The 17,491-nt window shown below is 43.6% G+C and carries 11 protein-coding genes; 6 read left to right on the top strand and 5 right to left on the bottom strand.

The window, feature by feature from the left end:
• Positions 1–52 precede the first annotated feature (52 nt).
• Genes SWOO_RS11320 through SWOO_RS11310 form a run of 3 tightly spaced genes read left to right on the top strand, consistent with a single transcriptional unit; the run spans position 53 to position 5,507 of the window.
• Complete coding sequence (locus tag SWOO_RS11320) at positions 53–1,561, top strand: tryptophan halogenase family protein (protein WP_012324834.1); 1,509 nt, start codon at positions 53–55, stop codon at positions 1,559–1,561.
• Positions 1,562–1,591: 30 nt separating this feature from the next.
• The gene (locus SWOO_RS11315; RefSeq protein ID WP_012324833.1) at positions 1,592–3,487 is read left to right on the top strand and encodes a glycoside hydrolase family 13 protein; all 1,896 of its coding nucleotides are present in this window, start codon (positions 1,592–1,594) and stop codon (positions 3,485–3,487) included.
• A 13-nt stretch (positions 3,488–3,500) separates the two neighbouring features.
• Complete coding sequence (locus tag SWOO_RS11310; protein ID WP_012324832.1) at positions 3,501–5,507, top strand: alpha-amylase family glycosyl hydrolase; 2,007 nt, start codon at positions 3,501–3,503, stop codon at positions 5,505–5,507.
• 74 nt (positions 5,508–5,581) lie between these two features.
• Here SWOO_RS11310 and SWOO_RS11305 read toward each other — a convergent pair whose 3' ends face one another.
• The 3 genes from SWOO_RS11305 to SWOO_RS11295 form a co-directional block, all read right to left on the bottom strand.
• Positions 5,582–6,931 carry a DEAD/DEAH box helicase gene (locus SWOO_RS11305; protein WP_012324831.1) on the bottom strand — a complete coding sequence of 450 codons (1,350 nt, stop codon included), beginning with the start codon at positions 6,929–6,931 and terminating at the stop codon, positions 5,582–5,584.
• 157 nt (positions 6,932–7,088) lie between these two features.
• Entirely contained in the window at positions 7,089–7,895 is an 807-nt protein-coding gene (locus tag SWOO_RS11300) for a hypothetical protein (RefSeq protein ID WP_157581908.1), read from the bottom strand.
• A gap of 156 nt (positions 7,896–8,051) precedes the next feature.
• The gene (locus SWOO_RS11295; RefSeq protein ID WP_012324829.1) at positions 8,052–8,411 is read right to left on the bottom strand and encodes a RidA family protein; all 360 of its coding nucleotides are present in this window, start codon (positions 8,409–8,411) and stop codon (positions 8,052–8,054) included.
• A 606-nt stretch (positions 8,412–9,017) separates the two neighbouring features.
• On the opposite strand from SWOO_RS11295, the gene SWOO_RS11290 reads away from it, so the two are divergent.
• Both SWOO_RS11290 and SWOO_RS11285 read left to right on the top strand, forming a co-directional pair.
• Positions 9,018–10,673, top strand: coding sequence for an MFS transporter (locus SWOO_RS11290; RefSeq protein ID WP_012324828.1), 1,656 nt, complete (start codon positions 9,018–9,020; stop codon positions 10,671–10,673).
• Between the two features lie 68 nt (positions 10,674–10,741).
• A complete protein-coding gene (locus SWOO_RS11285; protein ID WP_012324827.1) occupies positions 10,742–13,264 on the top strand; it encodes a glycoside hydrolase family 15 protein in 2,523 nt (840 codons plus the stop codon).
• Between the two features lie 102 nt (positions 13,265–13,366).
• Here SWOO_RS11285 and SWOO_RS11280 read toward each other — a convergent pair whose 3' ends face one another.
• Complete coding sequence (locus SWOO_RS11280; protein ID WP_012324826.1) at positions 13,367–13,735, bottom strand: hypothetical protein; 369 nt, start codon at positions 13,733–13,735, stop codon at positions 13,367–13,369.
• 98 nt (positions 13,736–13,833) lie between these two features.
• Positions 13,834–14,976 carry a cupin domain-containing protein gene (locus SWOO_RS11275; RefSeq protein WP_041417607.1) on the bottom strand — a complete coding sequence of 381 codons (1,143 nt, stop codon included), beginning with the start codon at positions 14,974–14,976 and terminating at the stop codon, positions 13,834–13,836.
• A 365-nt stretch (positions 14,977–15,341) separates the two neighbouring features.
• Here SWOO_RS11275 and fusA point away from each other — a divergent pair, with 365 nt between their 5' ends.
• Entirely contained in the window at positions 15,342–17,426 is a 2,085-nt protein-coding gene (gene fusA / locus SWOO_RS11270; RefSeq protein WP_012324824.1) for an elongation factor G, read from the top strand.
• Positions 17,427–17,491 lie beyond the last annotated feature (65 nt).

Genomic DNA, 17,491 nt, shown 5'->3' with positions numbered 1-17,491 from the left:
TATACCCATGAGCATAAACGGTTAGTCACAGAGGGATCATTAAGGAGCTATGATGCACTCACCCATAAAAAAGATAGTCATTGTCGGAGGTGGAACTGCAGGTTGGATGGCTGCGGCCATGCTAGTGAGATTTTTAGGGAAACAGCTTACAATCACTCAAATTGAATCCGATAAGGTAGGAACGGTAGGTGTTGGTGAAGCCAGCATCCCTCCCCTCAAAATGTTCAACCAAGCACTGGACATCGATGAACATGAATTTCTCAAAGCAACAAATGGGACTTACAAACTTGGAATAGAGTTCGATAACTGGGCCCAAGAGGGCGACAGCTACATGCATGCCTTCGGACCATTAGGCAAAGATCTCGCACTTACCCCTTTTCATCACTATTACCTTAATCACTACCTAAAAAGCGAGCATCAAATATCAAAGCAGTTAGGCAAATACTCGCTTAACTACCTTAGCGCTAAAAAAAACAACTTCCAGCCTTTAGACGCTATCGCTGGAACCGGTTTACCAGGGCTTACTTACGCCTATCATTTTGATGCTTCACTCTATGCTAAATACCTCAAAAGCTATAGTAAACAAGCTGGTGTAGACTCTATTGAAGGCCTTGTTATAAGAACAAACCTCAACTCAAGCAATGGCGCTATTGACTCTGTCACCTTAGCGAGCGGACAGACTATCGAAGGCGATCTATTTATTGACTGTTCTGGATTTAAAGGCTTACTTATTGAGCAAGCACTCAATAGCGGCTATGAAGATTGGCGTCACTGGCTCCCCTGCGATTCGGCCCTTGCTGTTGCAAGTGAGGTAAAAAAGCCTATCAGTCCCTATACCCGTTCAACTGCAAATGAAGCCGGCTGGCAATGGCGCATTCCTCTACAGAGCAGAACAGGGAACGGCATTGTCTACAGCAGCCAATTTATCAATGATGAGCAAGCCGAAAAGCTATTGTTTAAACAGTTAGATGGCAAACCACTAACCCTGCCTCAAAAAGTCAATTTTGTCACAGGAAGACGTAAACATCAGTGGCTAAAAAACTGTATTTCACTTGGCCTTGCGAGTGGTTTTGTAGAGCCATTAGAGTCCACCAGCCTACACTTAGTTCAGTCCGGTATTATCAGGCTACTCAAACTCTTTCCAAGCCAAGAGATGGAACAAGCGAACATTGACCAATACAACCAACAATCTAAGCAAGAATTTGAACAGATCCGTGATTTTATCATTTTGCACTATCGGTTAAGTGGTCAAAAGCAGACACCTTTCTGGCAATACTGCCGCGAAATGCCAATTCCAAACTCACTGCAACAGAAACTGGACCTATTCAAAGCCTCTGGTGTCGTCTCTCGATATCAAGATGAACTGTTTACCGAAAATGCTTGGGTACAGGTGATGCTAGGACAAAGGTTCACGCCAAATACCTACTCAACACTGACAGAGAACATCAATACAACTCAGAATATTCAGTTTCTGAATGATCTACATAAAATCTTCGACACGACAAGCTCAAAGCTAATGAGCCACGACAGTTATCTGACTCAATATTGCGGCTTAAAGTAACTTATCTATCTTGCTAAAAAGGATCATTAAATGCTTAACAAGCTGACATTTGGCATATTTTTTACCGCCTCCTTGCTATTAACCTCTGGGGCAGATGCCGTATCACTTCAGTCCCACTTAAAAATTGAGCCTATTTCATGGTGGGCAGGCATGCACAACCCTAGATTGCAGTTGATGCTCCATGGAGACAAGATTGGCTCGTTAAAGGTAGATATTGAGGGAGATGACGTCACAATATTGGAGACAAAGCGCACTGACAATCCAAATTATCTTTTTATTACCCTGAACTTAGCTGATGCAAAGGCCCAAACATTAGCGTTAAGCCTCTTAGATGACCAGAAGGTTAAATACAGGTTTAACTACTCATTGCATGAGCGAGCCAAGGGTTCTGCCATGCGTCAGGGCTTTAGCAATAAGGATGTGATCTACCTGATCACTCCAGACAGATTCGTCAATGGCGATCTAAGTAATGACAATCAAATTGAGATGCTTGAACAGATAGATCGAAATGATAAAGATGGCCGCCATGGCGGTGATATTCAAGGCATTGAGAACAGTTTAGATTACTTGGAAAAGTTAGGTGTTACTCAACTGTGGATCAATCCACTGCTTGAAAATAATCAGCAAAAATACTCCTATCACGGTTACTCAACCACAGATCACTACCGCATCGATCCTAGGTTTGGCAGTAATGAAACATACAAAGAGCTGGTCAAAAAGGCCAATGACAAAGGCATAGGGATCATTCAAGATATTATCGTCAACCATATCGGCTCAAACCATTGGTGGATGCAAGATCTCCCCAGTTCAACCTGGATAAACGGTATCCATACAAGCCAAGATAAGCAGCCAATAAACTATACCAGCCACAGACGAACCACAGTGCAAGACCCCTACGCTGTAAGCGAAGACCATAGCGAGTTTGTCGATGGCTGGTTTGTCGATACGATGCCTGATCTCAATCAAACTGACCCTTTACTTGCCACTTACCTTATCCAGAACAGTATATGGTGGGTTGAATATGCCAACTTAAGCGGTATACGTGAAGACACTTACTCTTATGCCGATAAAGCATTTTTAAGTGATTGGTCCAAGGCTATCATGACTGAATATCCTAACTTTAATATCGTTGGCGAAGAGTGGACTGCTAACCCCATTACAGTCTCCTACTGGCAAGCGGGTAAAGTTAATCGAGACGGCTACATCTCTTATCTTCCGAGTTTAATGGATTTCCCTCTCTACGAGGTGATGCTTAAAGCGCTGACACAAGCCGAAAGTTGGGACAAAGGCTTTATCTCCCTCTACGAGATGATGGCTAATGATGTGATTTATGCCAACCCAAGCAATTTAGTTCTTTTTGAGGGCAACCATGATACCAATCGACTCTATAGCTTAATGAATGAAGATCTTAATCTCTTTAAGATGGCCATGACCTACACACTCACCTCAAACCGTATACCTCAACTCTTTTATGGCACAGAGGTGTTAATGACCAGCCCTAAAGAGGGACGTCATGATGGTGAAGTCCGTAGTGACTTTCCCGGTGGTTGGCCAACAGACAAAATCAATGCATTAACAGGTAGAGGGCTAACAGAGAAACAGCGTGAAGCTCAAGGTTTTGTTAAAACCCTACTGAACTTTCGAAAAAACTCTGCTGCGATCCATAAAGGTTCACTTAAACACTACGTGCCAATAGACGGGGTTTATGTCTATTTCCGCTCCTTTAACGATGAAACTCTCATGGTTGTCATGAACAAAAATGACAAACCAGTGCAACTGACAAGCAAACGATTTAAAGCCCAGTTAGATGGGTTTAACAGAGCAACTGAAATACTGACAGACACCCAGATAGCGATTAGCTCAGCAGAGGGGGCCAGCATCACAGTCCCCACGCGCGGCGTACTGTTACTATCACTCACAGATTAATCAGGGCCAAAGCGTGGAATTAATATCAAAAAAAGAGAGTCAAGCATTAACACTGGACGCGATAAAGACACCTGCCATTGTGTTAGCGCTTTTACTGCTTGTAATGCACCACTCCTCTTTTGCGAGCGTGCCACTGACGACTACTCTGACAAAGCCCAAACAGCTCCATGACTCTTTTGTTAATAAGCAGGCTGTTAATAAGCCAGTTGTTTATCAAGTATTCACCCGCTTATTTGGCAATAAAAACAGCACCAATAAGCCTTGGGGAACACTTGAGGAAAACGGTGTTGGTAAATTTGCAGATTTTGACAGCGCCGCCCTAAAGAGCATTAAATCTTTAGGTGTCACTCATATTTGGTATACGGGAGTTCCCCATCACGCCTTAGTTAATGACTACAGTGAGTTGGGGATAAGTATGGATGATCCTGACGTCGTCAAAGGGCGAGCCGGCTCCCCTTATGCGGTAAAAGATTACTATAACGTCAACCCAGATCTTGCTATCGATCCCGCCAACAGGCTAGATGAATTTATCGCGCTCATTGAACGAACCCACAAGCATGGGATGAAGGTGATCATCGATATCGTGCCAAACCATGTGGCAAGAAACTATCACTCCATTTCAAAGCCTGATGGCGTCACTGACTTTGGACTACATGACAATACCCAGCTTGAATATGCCAGAAATAACAACTTCTATTATGTCGTTAATACGCCGTTTAACGTGCCTGATGTCGATATCAAAATACCATTAGGGGGGGAGTTCCATCCACTGAGCGATGGCAAATTTAATGAGCTTCCCGCCAAATGGACAGGCAACGGCTCCCGCTTGGCCACGCCCAATGGCCATGACTGGTATGAAACCGTGAAGATAAATTACGGTATTAAACCTGATGGTAGCCACGACTTCCCCACTCTACCAAATCATCTTGCCCAACAAGATACCACTGCTCATTTCGCCTTCTGGCAAGGGGTAGATAAGCAACGGCTCCCCAACTCTTGGATTAAGTTCAAACAGATCACTGAATTTTGGCTTAGTCTCGGCGTTGATGGCTTTCGCTATGATATGGCAGAGATGGTGCCTGTCGCATTTTGGAGCTACCTGAACAGTAACATTAAACAGATTAATCCTGATGCGTTCCTGCTCGCAGAGGTTTACGACCCAAACCTTTATCGTGATTATATTCATCTTGGCAAGATGGATCATCTCTATGACAAAGTAGGACTCTATGACACCTTAAAAGCAATTATTCATAGTAAAGAGTCAACCTCTGCCATCGAGATAGATAGGTTAAATGTGGCGGATATCGACAGTCACATGGTGAATTTTTTAGAGAACCATGATGAGCAACGTATCGCCAGCCCCGACTTTGCAGGTGATCCCATTAAAGCCTTGCCCGCCATGGTGGTTTCAACCACAATTAATCGTTCAGCAACACTTATCTATTTCGGGCAGGAGCTTGGTGAAGATGGCAGTGAGAGCGCTGGATTTGGCTCTCCAACACGTACCAGTATTTTTGACTACATCGGCGTTCCCGCACATCAAGCTTACATGAACGGTGGCAAGTTTGATGGTGGACAATCTACAGATGATGAACTCAAACTACGTGGTTTTTATGCTCAGCTGTTAAATTTAAGTCATAGTGCTCCAGCACTTTTGGGGGAATATGCCCCAATCACGACCAAGAATAATGCCCTATTTGCCTTTGCCCGTTACAGCCCATCTCAGCAGCTACTTGTTGTCGTTAACTTCTCAGACAAACCCCAAGATATAGCTCTTGTCATTCCAGCGCATCTAACTAAGCAATGGCATTTAACACAAGCTAGCTATCAGTTAAGTGATCTGCTCAGTGAAGGGCCCCCTCTAGCTAGTGAACAGCTCACTATTAAAGGCAATAAAGCTGAGCTATCTCTGAAGTTACCGCCTTTTGGCTCAAAAGTGTTGTCGATACAACACAGGGCCAACCAAGGTACTATTAGTCAAGATACTGTTAAACAAGATAAAGCTAACCAAGACCACTAGAAACGTAAAAGGCTCAGGTAATGACAACCTGAGCCTTCGCTATTCTACTTCGTTGACTCTTATCGGTATAAATACTATCTCTTACCGTCTGTCCAAGGATTAAAGCCTGCTTGAGTGTTACTTTTTGAAGACTCAGTACTTTTTCCATCTCCTAAGCGGTTCGATGGTTTACTGCTTTTCGCTTTTGATCTAACAGCCCCTGATTTAGCACTTTTCTCAGATTTAATCCGCTTTCCATCTTCATCACGTTGTGATTTAGGCACATAGTTTAATACCGAAACGGGCACCTCTTTTCTCGGTGAAAACCCCTCTATAACACGGCGTTCAAGCAGATGGTTTAATCGGCTCTCAATCATGCACAGATTTTTAAAGTCATCTTTTGAGACCAAAGAGATCGCTTCACCAGCTGAACCTGCACGGCCCGTACGCCCAATGCGATGAACATACTCATCGGCTGGAAAGGGTAAATCGTAGTTAATCACCAAAGGTAACTCATCGATATCGATACCACGAGCTGAGATCCCAGTGGAGATCAGATACCTTATCTTGCCAGATTTAAAATCTGCCAAGATCTGCTCACGAATGGCCTGTGTACGCCCACTATGAATACACTCAGCTTCGATGCCACGCTTTTCAAGCTGACTCACCAATTTGGCTGCACCATGTTTAGTTTCAATAAAGATCAGTGCCTGTGGCCAGTTTTGTTCATTAATTAAATGACTGAGCAGTGCTGATTTCTTATCTTTATCGACTGTGGTGATCCACTGTTCGATATTTGGCTTAGCCTCATTCTCTTTATTAAATGAGAGTTGAATAGCATCGCAAACAGTCTCTTTAGCAAGCTCCCTCACCTGTCTGGAGAGTGTTGCTGAAAATAACAAACTCTGCCTCTGCTCGGGCAATGTATCGATAATCTTAGTGATATCTTCGATAAACCCCATATCCAACATCCTATCGGCTTCATCAAGCACGAGCAGTGTTGTCTCATCGAAATGAATTGCACGTTGAGTATAGAGGTCTCGCAAACGTCCCGGCGTTGCCACAACAATATCGACACCATCAATTAACGCCTGTTTTTGTGGCGCATAATCGACGCCACCATAGATGGCTATAGCGTTAAGATTTAGATGCTTGCCGTAAAGCTCAATACTCTTACACACTTGAACTGCCAACTCTCTTGTTGGCGTTAAAACCAGAGCACGGGCACGTTTTTTACGTTGAGTCTCGCCAGCAGATAACAGCTCAAGAATAGGTAACACAAAAGAAGCGGTTTTCCCGCTACCAGTTTGTGCTGCTGCAATTAGATTTTTACCTTTAAGGGCTAGCGGGATCGCCTCAGCCTGAATGGGCGTCGGTGTGGTGTAACCCAATTCAGTTACGGCATTTAAAATAGGTTCACTTAATCCAAGTTTGGAAAATGGCATGGGAGATCTCAGGTAAAATTAAAGTAATCACACTGTTTGGCTGAAAGCAAAAACAGAAACGCTAAAAGTTAAGCAGGTAGATTATAACAGCAAACAGGGATTCTTTGTCTAACCACAAAGGTGAGCCGACCCTTTTTATTGGCTTAGTGATCCCCTATCAACCACTAATCGCTGACAAATTAATTATCTCACCCTTTGACACCCTCAACTCCACCATTTGTCTCATGGAAGGTTTATCACTCATCGCTTGTAGGGGTCCCCTTTCATTGTAAGTTACAGTTATGCTGTATGGTGAATCGAAAGGTTCCGATGGCTCGATATGCTTTATCTCAACTCTATCCCCCACAAACTCACTATCAATATGTGAGAGCCTATTAGTTTGATAATCGATATTAAACAGGCCTAGATACCAGAACACTCCAGAGCCCTGTGTTGTGACAGCAAATGGAGCAACAAAAGTAAAAAGCGCTTTGTCATTATCTGAATGCATTGAGCTAGTCGTGCTCGATCCTTCAGGGAAGTTTAATGGCGTGATTTTGTAGTAATCAAGCAACACACTCCCCCTTACCTCGCCATGCTGGTAACTCCCAGCAGCAAGCTCGCTATTATCTTGACTTTCATGTTCATCACCACCGAGAAAATGGGTCAGAGCAACAAGGCTATTAGAATCAGGGAGCATGATATTAAACGGGGTGGTTGTTTGAAGGCTAAACAGTTTACGCATCACAAGAGAAGACTCTTGAGTATCAGCAGTAAATATCCCCTCTCTTAATGCTGCACTTTTCTCCTCATTCTTGGTCTTCTTTTCAAGAATTACCGCCTCATCATAAGGCAAAACAGTTCCGTCAGACATCTCGATATAGATATCGTCATCAGTCAAATTAAAACGGTATACTCCCGCTAAGATCACGCTAGCAAATACAATGCTCAAACTAAACGTCACCAACTTTAACACTTTCATCATCTTTCCTTCTGAGTACTGCAAATATCATGAGCAGTTTCCTTCGCTAAATGATGTTGCAGTATTACAGAGTCGTAAACAAAAGTGAGTAGCAGCGCAGTAGATTAAACGCAAAACCAACCGTTTTTTTACTTTTTGTCAGCTTAAGTTCAGGTTAGCTTAACTTTGTGCAGTGATTACTGCTGCGACAAAACTAATTTCAACCAAGTAACTTGGATCCGCCAACTCAACTTTTACGCAAGCCCTACTCGGTGCACAACCTTGGGGCAACCAAGCCTCCCACTCCTCATTAAGTTGCTGCATATGGGAAAAGTCAGTGACATAAATAGTGGCCGATAAAATACGCGACTTATTACTATTGACTTGGGATAGGGTCGATTCAGCTTGAGCAAATATCTGTTTAACCTGCTCTCTAACATCTGCACTTGTATCATTGGCAATCTCAACAAAGTGCGCCATGTGATTAAATACAGTGGCATCAGACCAACGTGGAGTTGGGTTTAAACGTTGAATATCCATTTGTCTCTCTCAAAAATAAAAAGGGATAATACAAGTATTCCTAAATGTGAAAAGCGAAAGATGCGCAAAGCAGGCAAGATTTACCATTTTTGTGAATTCTGCCAACGTTTTCAACCTAGCAATTTATCAGCTACAACTCTCGAATCAACCAAGTAATAACAGTTTAGCCCTTTTGCTAAGTTGATTTAAAAATGGATAACTGAGTAGTCAAAGTCAGGGCGACAATATCTCACCGACTAAAAATTTACATAAATTTCAATAAAATACTATTCTAAACCATCGACACAAGGTTGCTAGTACGCTATCAACTTGTTAACAAGCAGCCATGAATACGTATGCAAGAAGTTGTACCGAGTCCGCCACCAAGGTTAAATGCAAAAGCACTTAAATTAAGCTCTATCACTGCACATATGAAAAAGGTTGCAACCTATACTAGATATTGAAAAATCACTTTATACCAATAGATTTGGCGCTTTATCTAAACACGTTAACAAAACGGCACCTTAAGCGCTCTGTGATAAATATTAAGTGACATTCGTGTGTACCAATTTTTAATTGTCCTATGACACAACGAGCATAAAAACAGAATAAAAAGCGAGAAATTGGATGTCAGAAAACTCAAGCCTTGCCAATACGGCTCAACAGTCAGAGCGACATGAGCAGCTAAAGACTTTGCAATCTAGCAGAAACGACCTTGCTAATAGGCAAAAGCCTGAGCTCAGTTTTTGGCAAATCTTCAATATGTGCTTTGGTTTCCTTGGGATCCAATTTGGCTTTGCCCTTCAAAATGCTAATGTGAGTCGCATTTTTCAAACATTAGGTGCATCAATCGATGAGATCCCAATTCTGTGGATCGCAGCACCGCTAACAGGTCTATTAGTTCAGCCAATTATCGGCTACATGAGTGACAATACCTGGGGAAAGCTAGGCAGACGTCGGCCCTACTTTCTTATTGGAGCCATATTAACCACCCTAGCTATCGTTATCATGCCACACTCCCCCACTCTGTGGATTGCCGCTGGCATGCTGTGGATCATGGATGCCTCTATCAACATCGCCATGGAGCCCTTCAGAGCCTTTGTTGGAGATAACCTGCCTAACCGTCAACGTACTTTAGGCTTTGCCATGCAGAGTTTTTTTATCGGTGTCGGCGCAGTCGTTGCTTCCGCACTCCCCTATATACTGACTAACCTCTTTGATGTGCCCAATACTGCGCCTGCTGGCGAGATTGCAGCCTCAGTCCGCTATGCCTTCTATTTTGGCGGGGCCGTGCTGCTTATCGCCGTGTTATGGACCGTTGTCTCAACAAAAGAGTACTCACCAGAAGAGCTAAAGGCATTTGAGCAATACAGTAGTGAAAGTCTCAAAACAGATAAACCTCATACACGTACCGAGCAGCACTATCGCTTTGCATCCATAATATGGACTGCAACAGGGCTTATTCTCACCCTGATTATTTGGATACAAGCGCTTGATAAACAACTGCTGATTTTAAGCTTAGGAGTATTCTCTTTTGGTCCACTTCAGCTCTACTGCGCCTTAAAGCTGAAACGACTTAGTCAGCAAAACAACCAACTGAACAATCAGCAAGACAAGAAGCAATCACGTGCTCAACTAGGCATGGTGTTTAGCCTGGTAGATGATCTATTCAATATGCCAAAAGCGATGCACCAACTGGCTCTTGTTCAGTTCTTCTCTTGGTTTGCTCTATTTTCCATGTGGATCTACACCACGGCAGCCGTCACTGATTATCATTACGGTACTCAAGATGTACTCTCAAAAGCCTATAATGACGGCGCTGATTGGGTAGGTATTTTGTTTGCTTCCTATAATGGTTTCTCAGCATTAGCCGCCATCTTAATCCCTTTTGTAGTGATGACGTTAGGTTTAAAAAGAGCCCATATGCTCAACCTTTTTTGTGGTGGTTTTGGCCTAATAAGCTTCTATTTTATCGAAGATCCAAACTTGCTTTGGCTTCCAATGATTGGCGTCGGAATAGCATGGGCATCGATACTTTCAATCCCCTATGCCCTACTGTCAAATATGCTTCCAGCAGAAAAAATGGGGGTATATATGGGCATTTTTAACTTCTTTATTGTGATACCTCAACTGCTCGCAGCCAGTGTACTCGGCGTCATTCTTAATCTCGTATTTGAGGGACAACCTATTTTTGCCCTCATTATTGCCGGCAGCTTAATGATGATCGCTGGAGTCAGTGTCTTGTTTGTCAAAACACCTGCCACTGAGGTAACGGCTAAATAACAGAATCATACCTTATCAATCAAAATCCAGTACCGACCTAAAACAAGAACAATTGGAGTTTCAACAAGATGATTTTCAGACCGAGCAACCTACCAGTCCAATTTAGCAAAACGATACTCACCATCGCTGTCACAGGGTTTCTATCAGCCTGCTCACCATCATCAACACAAACCGAACCAGCTAAGCCAATTGCGAGCAACATAGCCACTGGAGCCCCAGGTAACGAGCCTACTTGGGCTTTTGCGGGTAAAACGGGGATCGGCACCTCTTATCAAGCTTATGATAAAGAGGAACTTGAAAAGAGCCCCAATAGCCGAGTCTGGTTTTCCATTGCACAAGGTGTGTTAACAGAAACCATGTATGGATTGATCCACAATGCTCAGCTTAAAGAGATGCAGTTCATCATCACAGGCGAAGGTTTTGTCGATACAGAAAAAGATAACACCACCAGCACAATAGATTATCTGCATAAAGACAAAATGGGACGCCCTCTCTCTTTGGCTTATAAAGTAGTTAATAGAGATATTGAAGGTAAATATGAAATAGAGAAGCATATTTTTACCGACCCTAAGCGTGATAGTTTAATGATGCGGGTCATTTTTACCGCTTTTGAAGATGGCATTACTCCCTATGTGTATCTCAACCCTCACATTGACAATAGTGGCGCTAATGACATTGCTAAGGTGATTAATGAACCAAATAAACAACAACTTCAAGCATACACTGGAGCGAGTCAATCTAGTGTGTTGACCTTAAGATCGGATCTTGTTTTCACCAAAGCCAGCGCAGGCTTTGTTGGCAGATCAGATGGGCTTACAGATCTTAAACAAGACGGTAAGATGGATTGGCAGTTTACCTCTACCAGCGAAGAGAAAAACCACAATAAACAGCCATCTCAGAACTTAGGCAATGTGGCATTGACAGCTCAACTTCCAACACCACAAAGAAGCACAGATGAAAAGGACAGCAGTCTTGATTTCAATCTTGTCCTTGGTTTTGGTCAAAGTAAAACAGAGAGTCTAGCCAATGCTGATGCAACATTAGCAGACGGTAATAATACTGTACTCGATACATACAATGGCAAGGGAGATGCCCTAGGTTGGCAAGATTATCTAGCTTCTCTAACCCAGCTTTCGCCAATGTCAGCCAATACCACAGACAATGGCAAACTGCTGTACGCCAGTGCACTTGTTCTCAAGGCTCAAGAGGACAAAACTCACCCTGGCGCCCTTATCGCTTCTCTGTCCAACCCTTGGGGAGACACAATACCAGCAACGAAAGCCAGCACAGGTTATAAAGCCGTCTGGCCCAGAGATTTCTATCAGTGCGCTATGGCATTTCTGGCCATGGGCGATACACAAACCGCTAAAGTTGCCTTTGAATATCTAAAGAAAGTACAAGCCACCAAAGACACCCCAGGTTTTAGTGGAACTCCAGGTTGGTTCTTACAAAAAACCCAGGTTGACGGTGAAATAGAGTGGGTCGCCGTTCAACTGGATCAAACTGCCATGCCCATCATGTTAGCTTGGAAACTGTGGCAAGCAGGTGTACTTACCGACAGTGATATCGCTCATTGGTACGCCCAGATGCTAAAACCAGCTGCTGAGTTTTTAGTCACTGGTGGCGAAGTTAATTTAGGCTGGAACCACTCAGAGATCACACCGCTCAAAACACAACAAGAGCGCTGGGAGGAGCAGATTGGTTACTCTCCCTCTACCTCAGCCGCCGTAATTTCTGGCTTAATTGCAGCCAGTGAAATAGCCAAAGTAGCAGACGATAACCAAGGTGCAGAGCGTTATTTAATCACAGCGAAAACCATGAATAACAAGCTCAGCAAGCTCCTTATCACAGATAATGGTTTGCTCAGTGCCACCTCGCCAGTCCCCTTGACAGGCAAGCAGGCTCCCGCCCCTTACTACCTTAGGCTGGCTCCAAATGGCACCCCCAACACAGATGACCGTCTGGGTGATAACAATGGGCGTCCAGGGCTAGATCAGCGACTCGTACTCGACGGTGGTTTCTTAGAACTCGTTCGTTACGGCGTTCGTCCAGCACAAGATCCTGTGATCGAACAAACACTTGCTTTAATCGATAACACCCAACTAGAGGATCAACTCAGAGTTAAATATCTGTTTACCGCTAAAGATGGCACCCAATTTCCAGGCTTTAGACGTTACGGTAATGATGGTTATGGTGAAGATACTCAAACTGGAGACAACTACGCCGAAAAAGGCAGTAATAGCCTAGGGCAACGTGGTCGAGTTTGGCCATTCTTTACTGGTGAACGTGGGCATTATGAACTAGCTAAAGCCATCCAATCAGATCAGTTAACGAAAGAGAAACAAAGCGAGCTGATTAATACCTATGTTCAGGGAATGGAAGCATTCGCAAATGATGGATTGATGCTACCAGAGCAAGCTTGGGACGGCGTAGGTCATGCCACTCGATACCAGTATCAACTTGGGCAGGGAACAAACTCTGCCACCCCACTGGCGTGGACACATGCCGAATACATCAAGTTAGTCCGCTCAATGACAGATAAGCAGGTATGGGATCACTATGAGCTTGTCTCAAAAACATTAAATGAATAGTCAGAATCATTTTCAACAGTGTAATCAATAAGAATGCCACGAACCAGAAGCCAGTCAATCGACTGGCTTCTTTGTACAACGAGTCAAATCGACACAAAAATATTAACCACCATTAATGATAGTGATAAGGCGGTGAATAAAGCGTTTTACAGCCTCACGATCAGTAAATTTAAACCCAAGTCCGTAGTGAATGCCGTTTAAGCTCTTCTGTACACGCTTAGGAAAACGAGTCATCTCATTGTTATGAAAATACCCCTCTTTGTATGTGACTCCCTCAAGTTCAGCAAGATCTGCAAGAAATACCTCATAGGCGGGTCTAATCACCAGCTGACAATCTTTATCTGCCCCATGAAGATAGATAGGCTCTTTGAGCTTAGGCAACATATATTCGGTGATCTTCTTGATGGTAAAGTTAGTACGACAATCTAAAGAGGCTAATTCTGCCATCAACTCGCTGTGTTCAATCGCCACAATAAAGCTCCTAATTTAATCACTTACATCACATTTTCGCTCGAGAGTAACAAAAATGGAGCCATAAGGCTCCATTTAATCAATCCGTTAAAAGAATATTAATCCTCTTCAAAATACCAGAAACCCGCGTTGACCCACAAAGTCAGTTGCTCGATGAACTCACGGCTATCTAGCCAAGGAGCTATACACGAATAGCTCAATTGCTGCTGATCACATAAAAACGGGATAGCGTCACTGAGCGCTGATGATAACTGATACTCCTCACCATTAATGTAAAACAGACCTTGCTTAACAGAGGCATCGAAATAAAGCACTCGCAAGCCACCAAGGCGGATAAGTGTCTGCGCTTTTAACATCTCCAAAATATCTGTCGATTGAAAACCTAAACTCTGCTCAGGCAGATCTAACTCACACTTAGATGCTGTCAGGTATCTCCCCGAGAATTCACTGATCAATCTATCATCTAATTTGGCCAGAAGTTGCGCCTTAATTCTTGCTAAGTCGCTTTCATCTACGCGTCCACTTTGCAAACTGATTACTCTGTCTGGATCTTCAATCTGTTCACAACCCAGTTCATTATCAATTAAGTGGTCAGCCAATGCACTTACCATATCTTTTGCCGAAGCTGTACGATAGCCAACAGAGAAGCTCATCGACTCTTCAAGCGTCACCCCATCATGAGGGTAACCAGGTGGCAGGTACAAAATATCTCCTGGTAGCAATTCCACATCAATAATAGGCTCAAATGCTTCAGTGTGAAGCAGAGCTGGGTGAGCAGCAAACTCTCTATGCTCTCCTCTGTCACCCACACGCCAGCGACGACGACCAGAGCCTTGGCAGATAAACACATCATAGAGATCAATATGCGGTCCAACACCTCCGCCAGGTGTCGCATAACTCACCATGACATCATCAAAACGCCAGCGAGGGATGAAATCAAAGCACTGGATCAATTGTTCTGCACCCGGAAGCCAGTTGTTCAACGCTTGAACCACCAAAGTCCAACCTGACTCACCAAGATGTTCATAGCTATCGAATGGGCCAAACTCAGCTTGCCATTCCCCCTGCTCTTTATAGATACGGCGAGACTCAACCATCTCATCACAAGCTAAACCAGCCATCTCTTCAGGTGAGAGTAAGTCTCTGAAGTTAGAGAAACCTTTTCGGATAACTAACGGTTTTTTTTGCCAATACTCTTTCAAGAATTGTTCAGGGGTTAACTCACCGAGTTCAAGTTGCATCATGGTTCTACCGATAAAAAATTTCGGCGATGCTAGCAACAAACCAATGTCAAAACGCTCGATGAGATCATAAAATAGTGATACAGCTCCCTATAAGAGTGGATGAAAGAAGAAATAGTACTGTTGTGAAGTCACATTTGGGAAAAATGATATAAGTAAAAAAGAACACTGGTGGTTTCTACCTGATCAGCCCGAAAACCAGAAGTAGCAAGGGTTACAGAACGCTCTACGTGGCAGAAGATAGACTTTCCCTTCGGTTATTTAACCGAAAATGCAGGATTTTAATAAAAATCTATAAAACAATTTCAAAAGTATTGATATACTTCCCCCCGAATTTTAGAACGTAACTCCAATAGAGTAGAAAAATGACTGATTTATCAAAGTACAGAAACATTGGTATCTTTGCTCACGTTGACGCGGGTAAGACCACCACAACAGAGCGTATTCTTAAGCTAACCGGTAAGATCCATAAGATAGGTGAAGTTCATGATGGTGAATCTACAACTGACTTCATGGAACAGGAAGCTGAGCGTGGTATTACCATTCAGTCTGCTGCTGTAAGTTGCTTCTGGAACGACCACCGTTTTAACGTTATCGACACCCCTGGCCACGTTGACTTCACAGTTGAAGTATACCGTTCTCTTAAAGTTCTTGATGGCGGCATCGGTGTATTCTGTGGTAGCGGTGGTGTTGAGCCACAGTCTGAGACTAACTGGCGCTATGCGAACGAATCAGAAGTTGCTCGTATCATCTTCGTAAACAAGTTAGACCGTATGGGTGCTGACTTCCTACGTGTTGTTAAGCAAACACAAGATGTACTAGCGGCTAACCCACTAGTTATGGTTCTTCCAATCGGTATCGAAGACGAATTTACTGGTGTTGTTGACCTACTTACTCGTAAAGCGTGGGTTTGGGATGACACTGGTGAAGCTGAAAACTACAAGATCGAAGATGTCCCAGCTGACATGGTTGAGCTTGTTGAAGAATATCGTGAAATGCTAATCGAGTCTGCAGTTGAAATGGACGACGACCTAATGGAATCTTACATGGAAGGCGAAGAGCCATCTATGGAAGACATTAAGCGTTGTATCCGTGCTGGTACTCGTGACATGACTTTCTTCCCAACTTACTGTGGTTCTGCTTTCAAGAACAAAGGTATGCAGCTTCTTCTTGACGCTGTTGTTGATTACCTACCAGATCCAGTTGAAGTTGATCCACAACCTCTTACTGATGAAGAAGGTAACGAAACTGGCGAATTCGCTCTAGTTTCTATCGATGAGCCATTAAAAGCACTAGCATTCAAAATCATGGATGACCGTTTTGGTGCACTAACCTTCGTACGTATCTACTCAGGTAAGATCAACAAAGGTGACACCATCCTTAACTCGTTCACAGGTAAAACTGAGCGTGTTGGTCGTATGGTTGAGATGCAAGCTGATGAGCGTAACGAACTTGATTACGCACAAGCTGGTGACATCATCGCTATCGTTGGTATGAAGAACGTGCAAACTGGTCACACTCTATGTGATGTTAAGCACCCTTGTACTCTTGAAGCAATGGTATTCCCAGAGCCAGTTATCTCTATCGCAGTAGCGCCAAAAGATAAAGGCGGCAGCGAGAAGATGGGTATCGCTATCGGTAAGATGATTGCAGAAGATCCATCATTCCGCGTTGAGACTGACGAAGATTCAGGTGAAACTATCCTTAAAGGTATGGGTGAGCTTCACCTAGACATTAAGGTAGATATCCTTAAGCGTACTTACGGCGTTGACCTAATTGTTGGTGAGCCACAAGTAGCTTACCGTGAAACTATCACTCAGGTAACTGAAGATAGCTACACACACAAGAAGCAGTCTGGTGGTTCAGGTCAGTTCGGTAAGATCGACTATGTTATCCGTCCTGGTGAGCAAAACTCTGGCTTCACATTTAAGTCTTCTGTTGTTGGTGGTAACGTTCCTAAGGAATTCTGGCCAGCAGTTGAGAAAGGCTTCGCAAGCATGATGAACACAGGTACTGTTGCTGGATTCCCAGTACTTGACGTTGAGCTTGAGCTTATGGATGGTGCTTTCCACGCAGTTGACTCGTCAGCTATCGCGTTCGAAATCGCTGCTAAAGGTGCTTTCCGTCAATCAATGCCAAAAGCCGGTGCACAACTTCTTGAGCCTATCATGAACGTTGATGTATTCAGCCCAGAAGACAACGTTGGTGACGTAATTGGTGACCTTAACCGTCGTCGCGGTATGATCAAAGATCAGAACGCTGGTGTTACAGGTGTTCGTATTAAAGCTGACGTACCGTTATCAGAAATGTTCGGTTACATCGGTTCACTACGTACTATGACATCTGGTCGTGGTCAATTCTCTATGGAATTTGCTCACTACTCACCATGTCCAAACAGTGTTTCTGAGAAAGTTATCGCTGAAGTTAAAGAGAGAAACGCTAAGAAGTAATATTACTTTTTAAGTTTCCTTAAAAAGCCCGCGACTTACCTCGCGGGCTTTTTTGTCTTAGATGC

Origin of the sequence: Shewanella woodyi ATCC 51908 (assembly GCF_000019525.1) — a bacterium.
Lineage (GTDB): Bacteria > Pseudomonadota > Gammaproteobacteria > Enterobacterales > Shewanellaceae > Shewanella > Shewanella woodyi.
This window is presented reverse-complemented; position numbering and strand designations above follow the sequence as displayed.

Bases quoted from the DNA above. Each gene is read 5' to 3' on its own strand.
- SWOO_RS11320 (WP_012324834.1), top strand. From the start codon at position 53: ATGCACTCACCCATAAAAAAGATAGTCATTGTCGGAGGTGGAACTGCA.
- SWOO_RS11315 (WP_012324833.1), top strand. From the start codon at position 1,592: ATGCTTAACAAGCTGACATTTGGCATATTTTTTACCGCCTCCTTGCTA.
- SWOO_RS11290 (WP_012324828.1), top strand. From the start codon at position 9,018: ATGTCAGAAAACTCAAGCCTTGCCAATACGGCTCAACAGTCAGAGCGA.
- fusA (WP_012324824.1), top strand. From the start codon at position 15,342: ATGACTGATTTATCAAAGTACAGAAACATTGGTATCTTTGCTCACGTT.
- SWOO_RS11300 (WP_157581908.1), bottom strand. From the start codon at position 7,895: ATGATGAAAGTGTTAAAGTTGGTGACGTTTAGTTTGAGCATTGTATTT.
- SWOO_RS11275 (WP_041417607.1), bottom strand. From the start codon at position 14,976: ATGCAACTTGAACTCGGTGAGTTAACCCCTGAACAATTCTTGAAAGAG.
- SWOO_RS11285 (WP_012324827.1), top strand. From the start codon at position 10,742: ATGATTTTCAGACCGAGCAACCTACCAGTCCAATTTAGCAAAACGATA.
- SWOO_RS11305 (WP_012324831.1), bottom strand. From the start codon at position 6,931: ATGCCATTTTCCAAACTTGGATTAAGTGAACCTATTTTAAATGCCGTA.
- SWOO_RS11295 (WP_012324829.1), bottom strand. From the start codon at position 8,411: ATGGATATTCAACGTTTAAACCCAACTCCACGTTGGTCTGATGCCACT.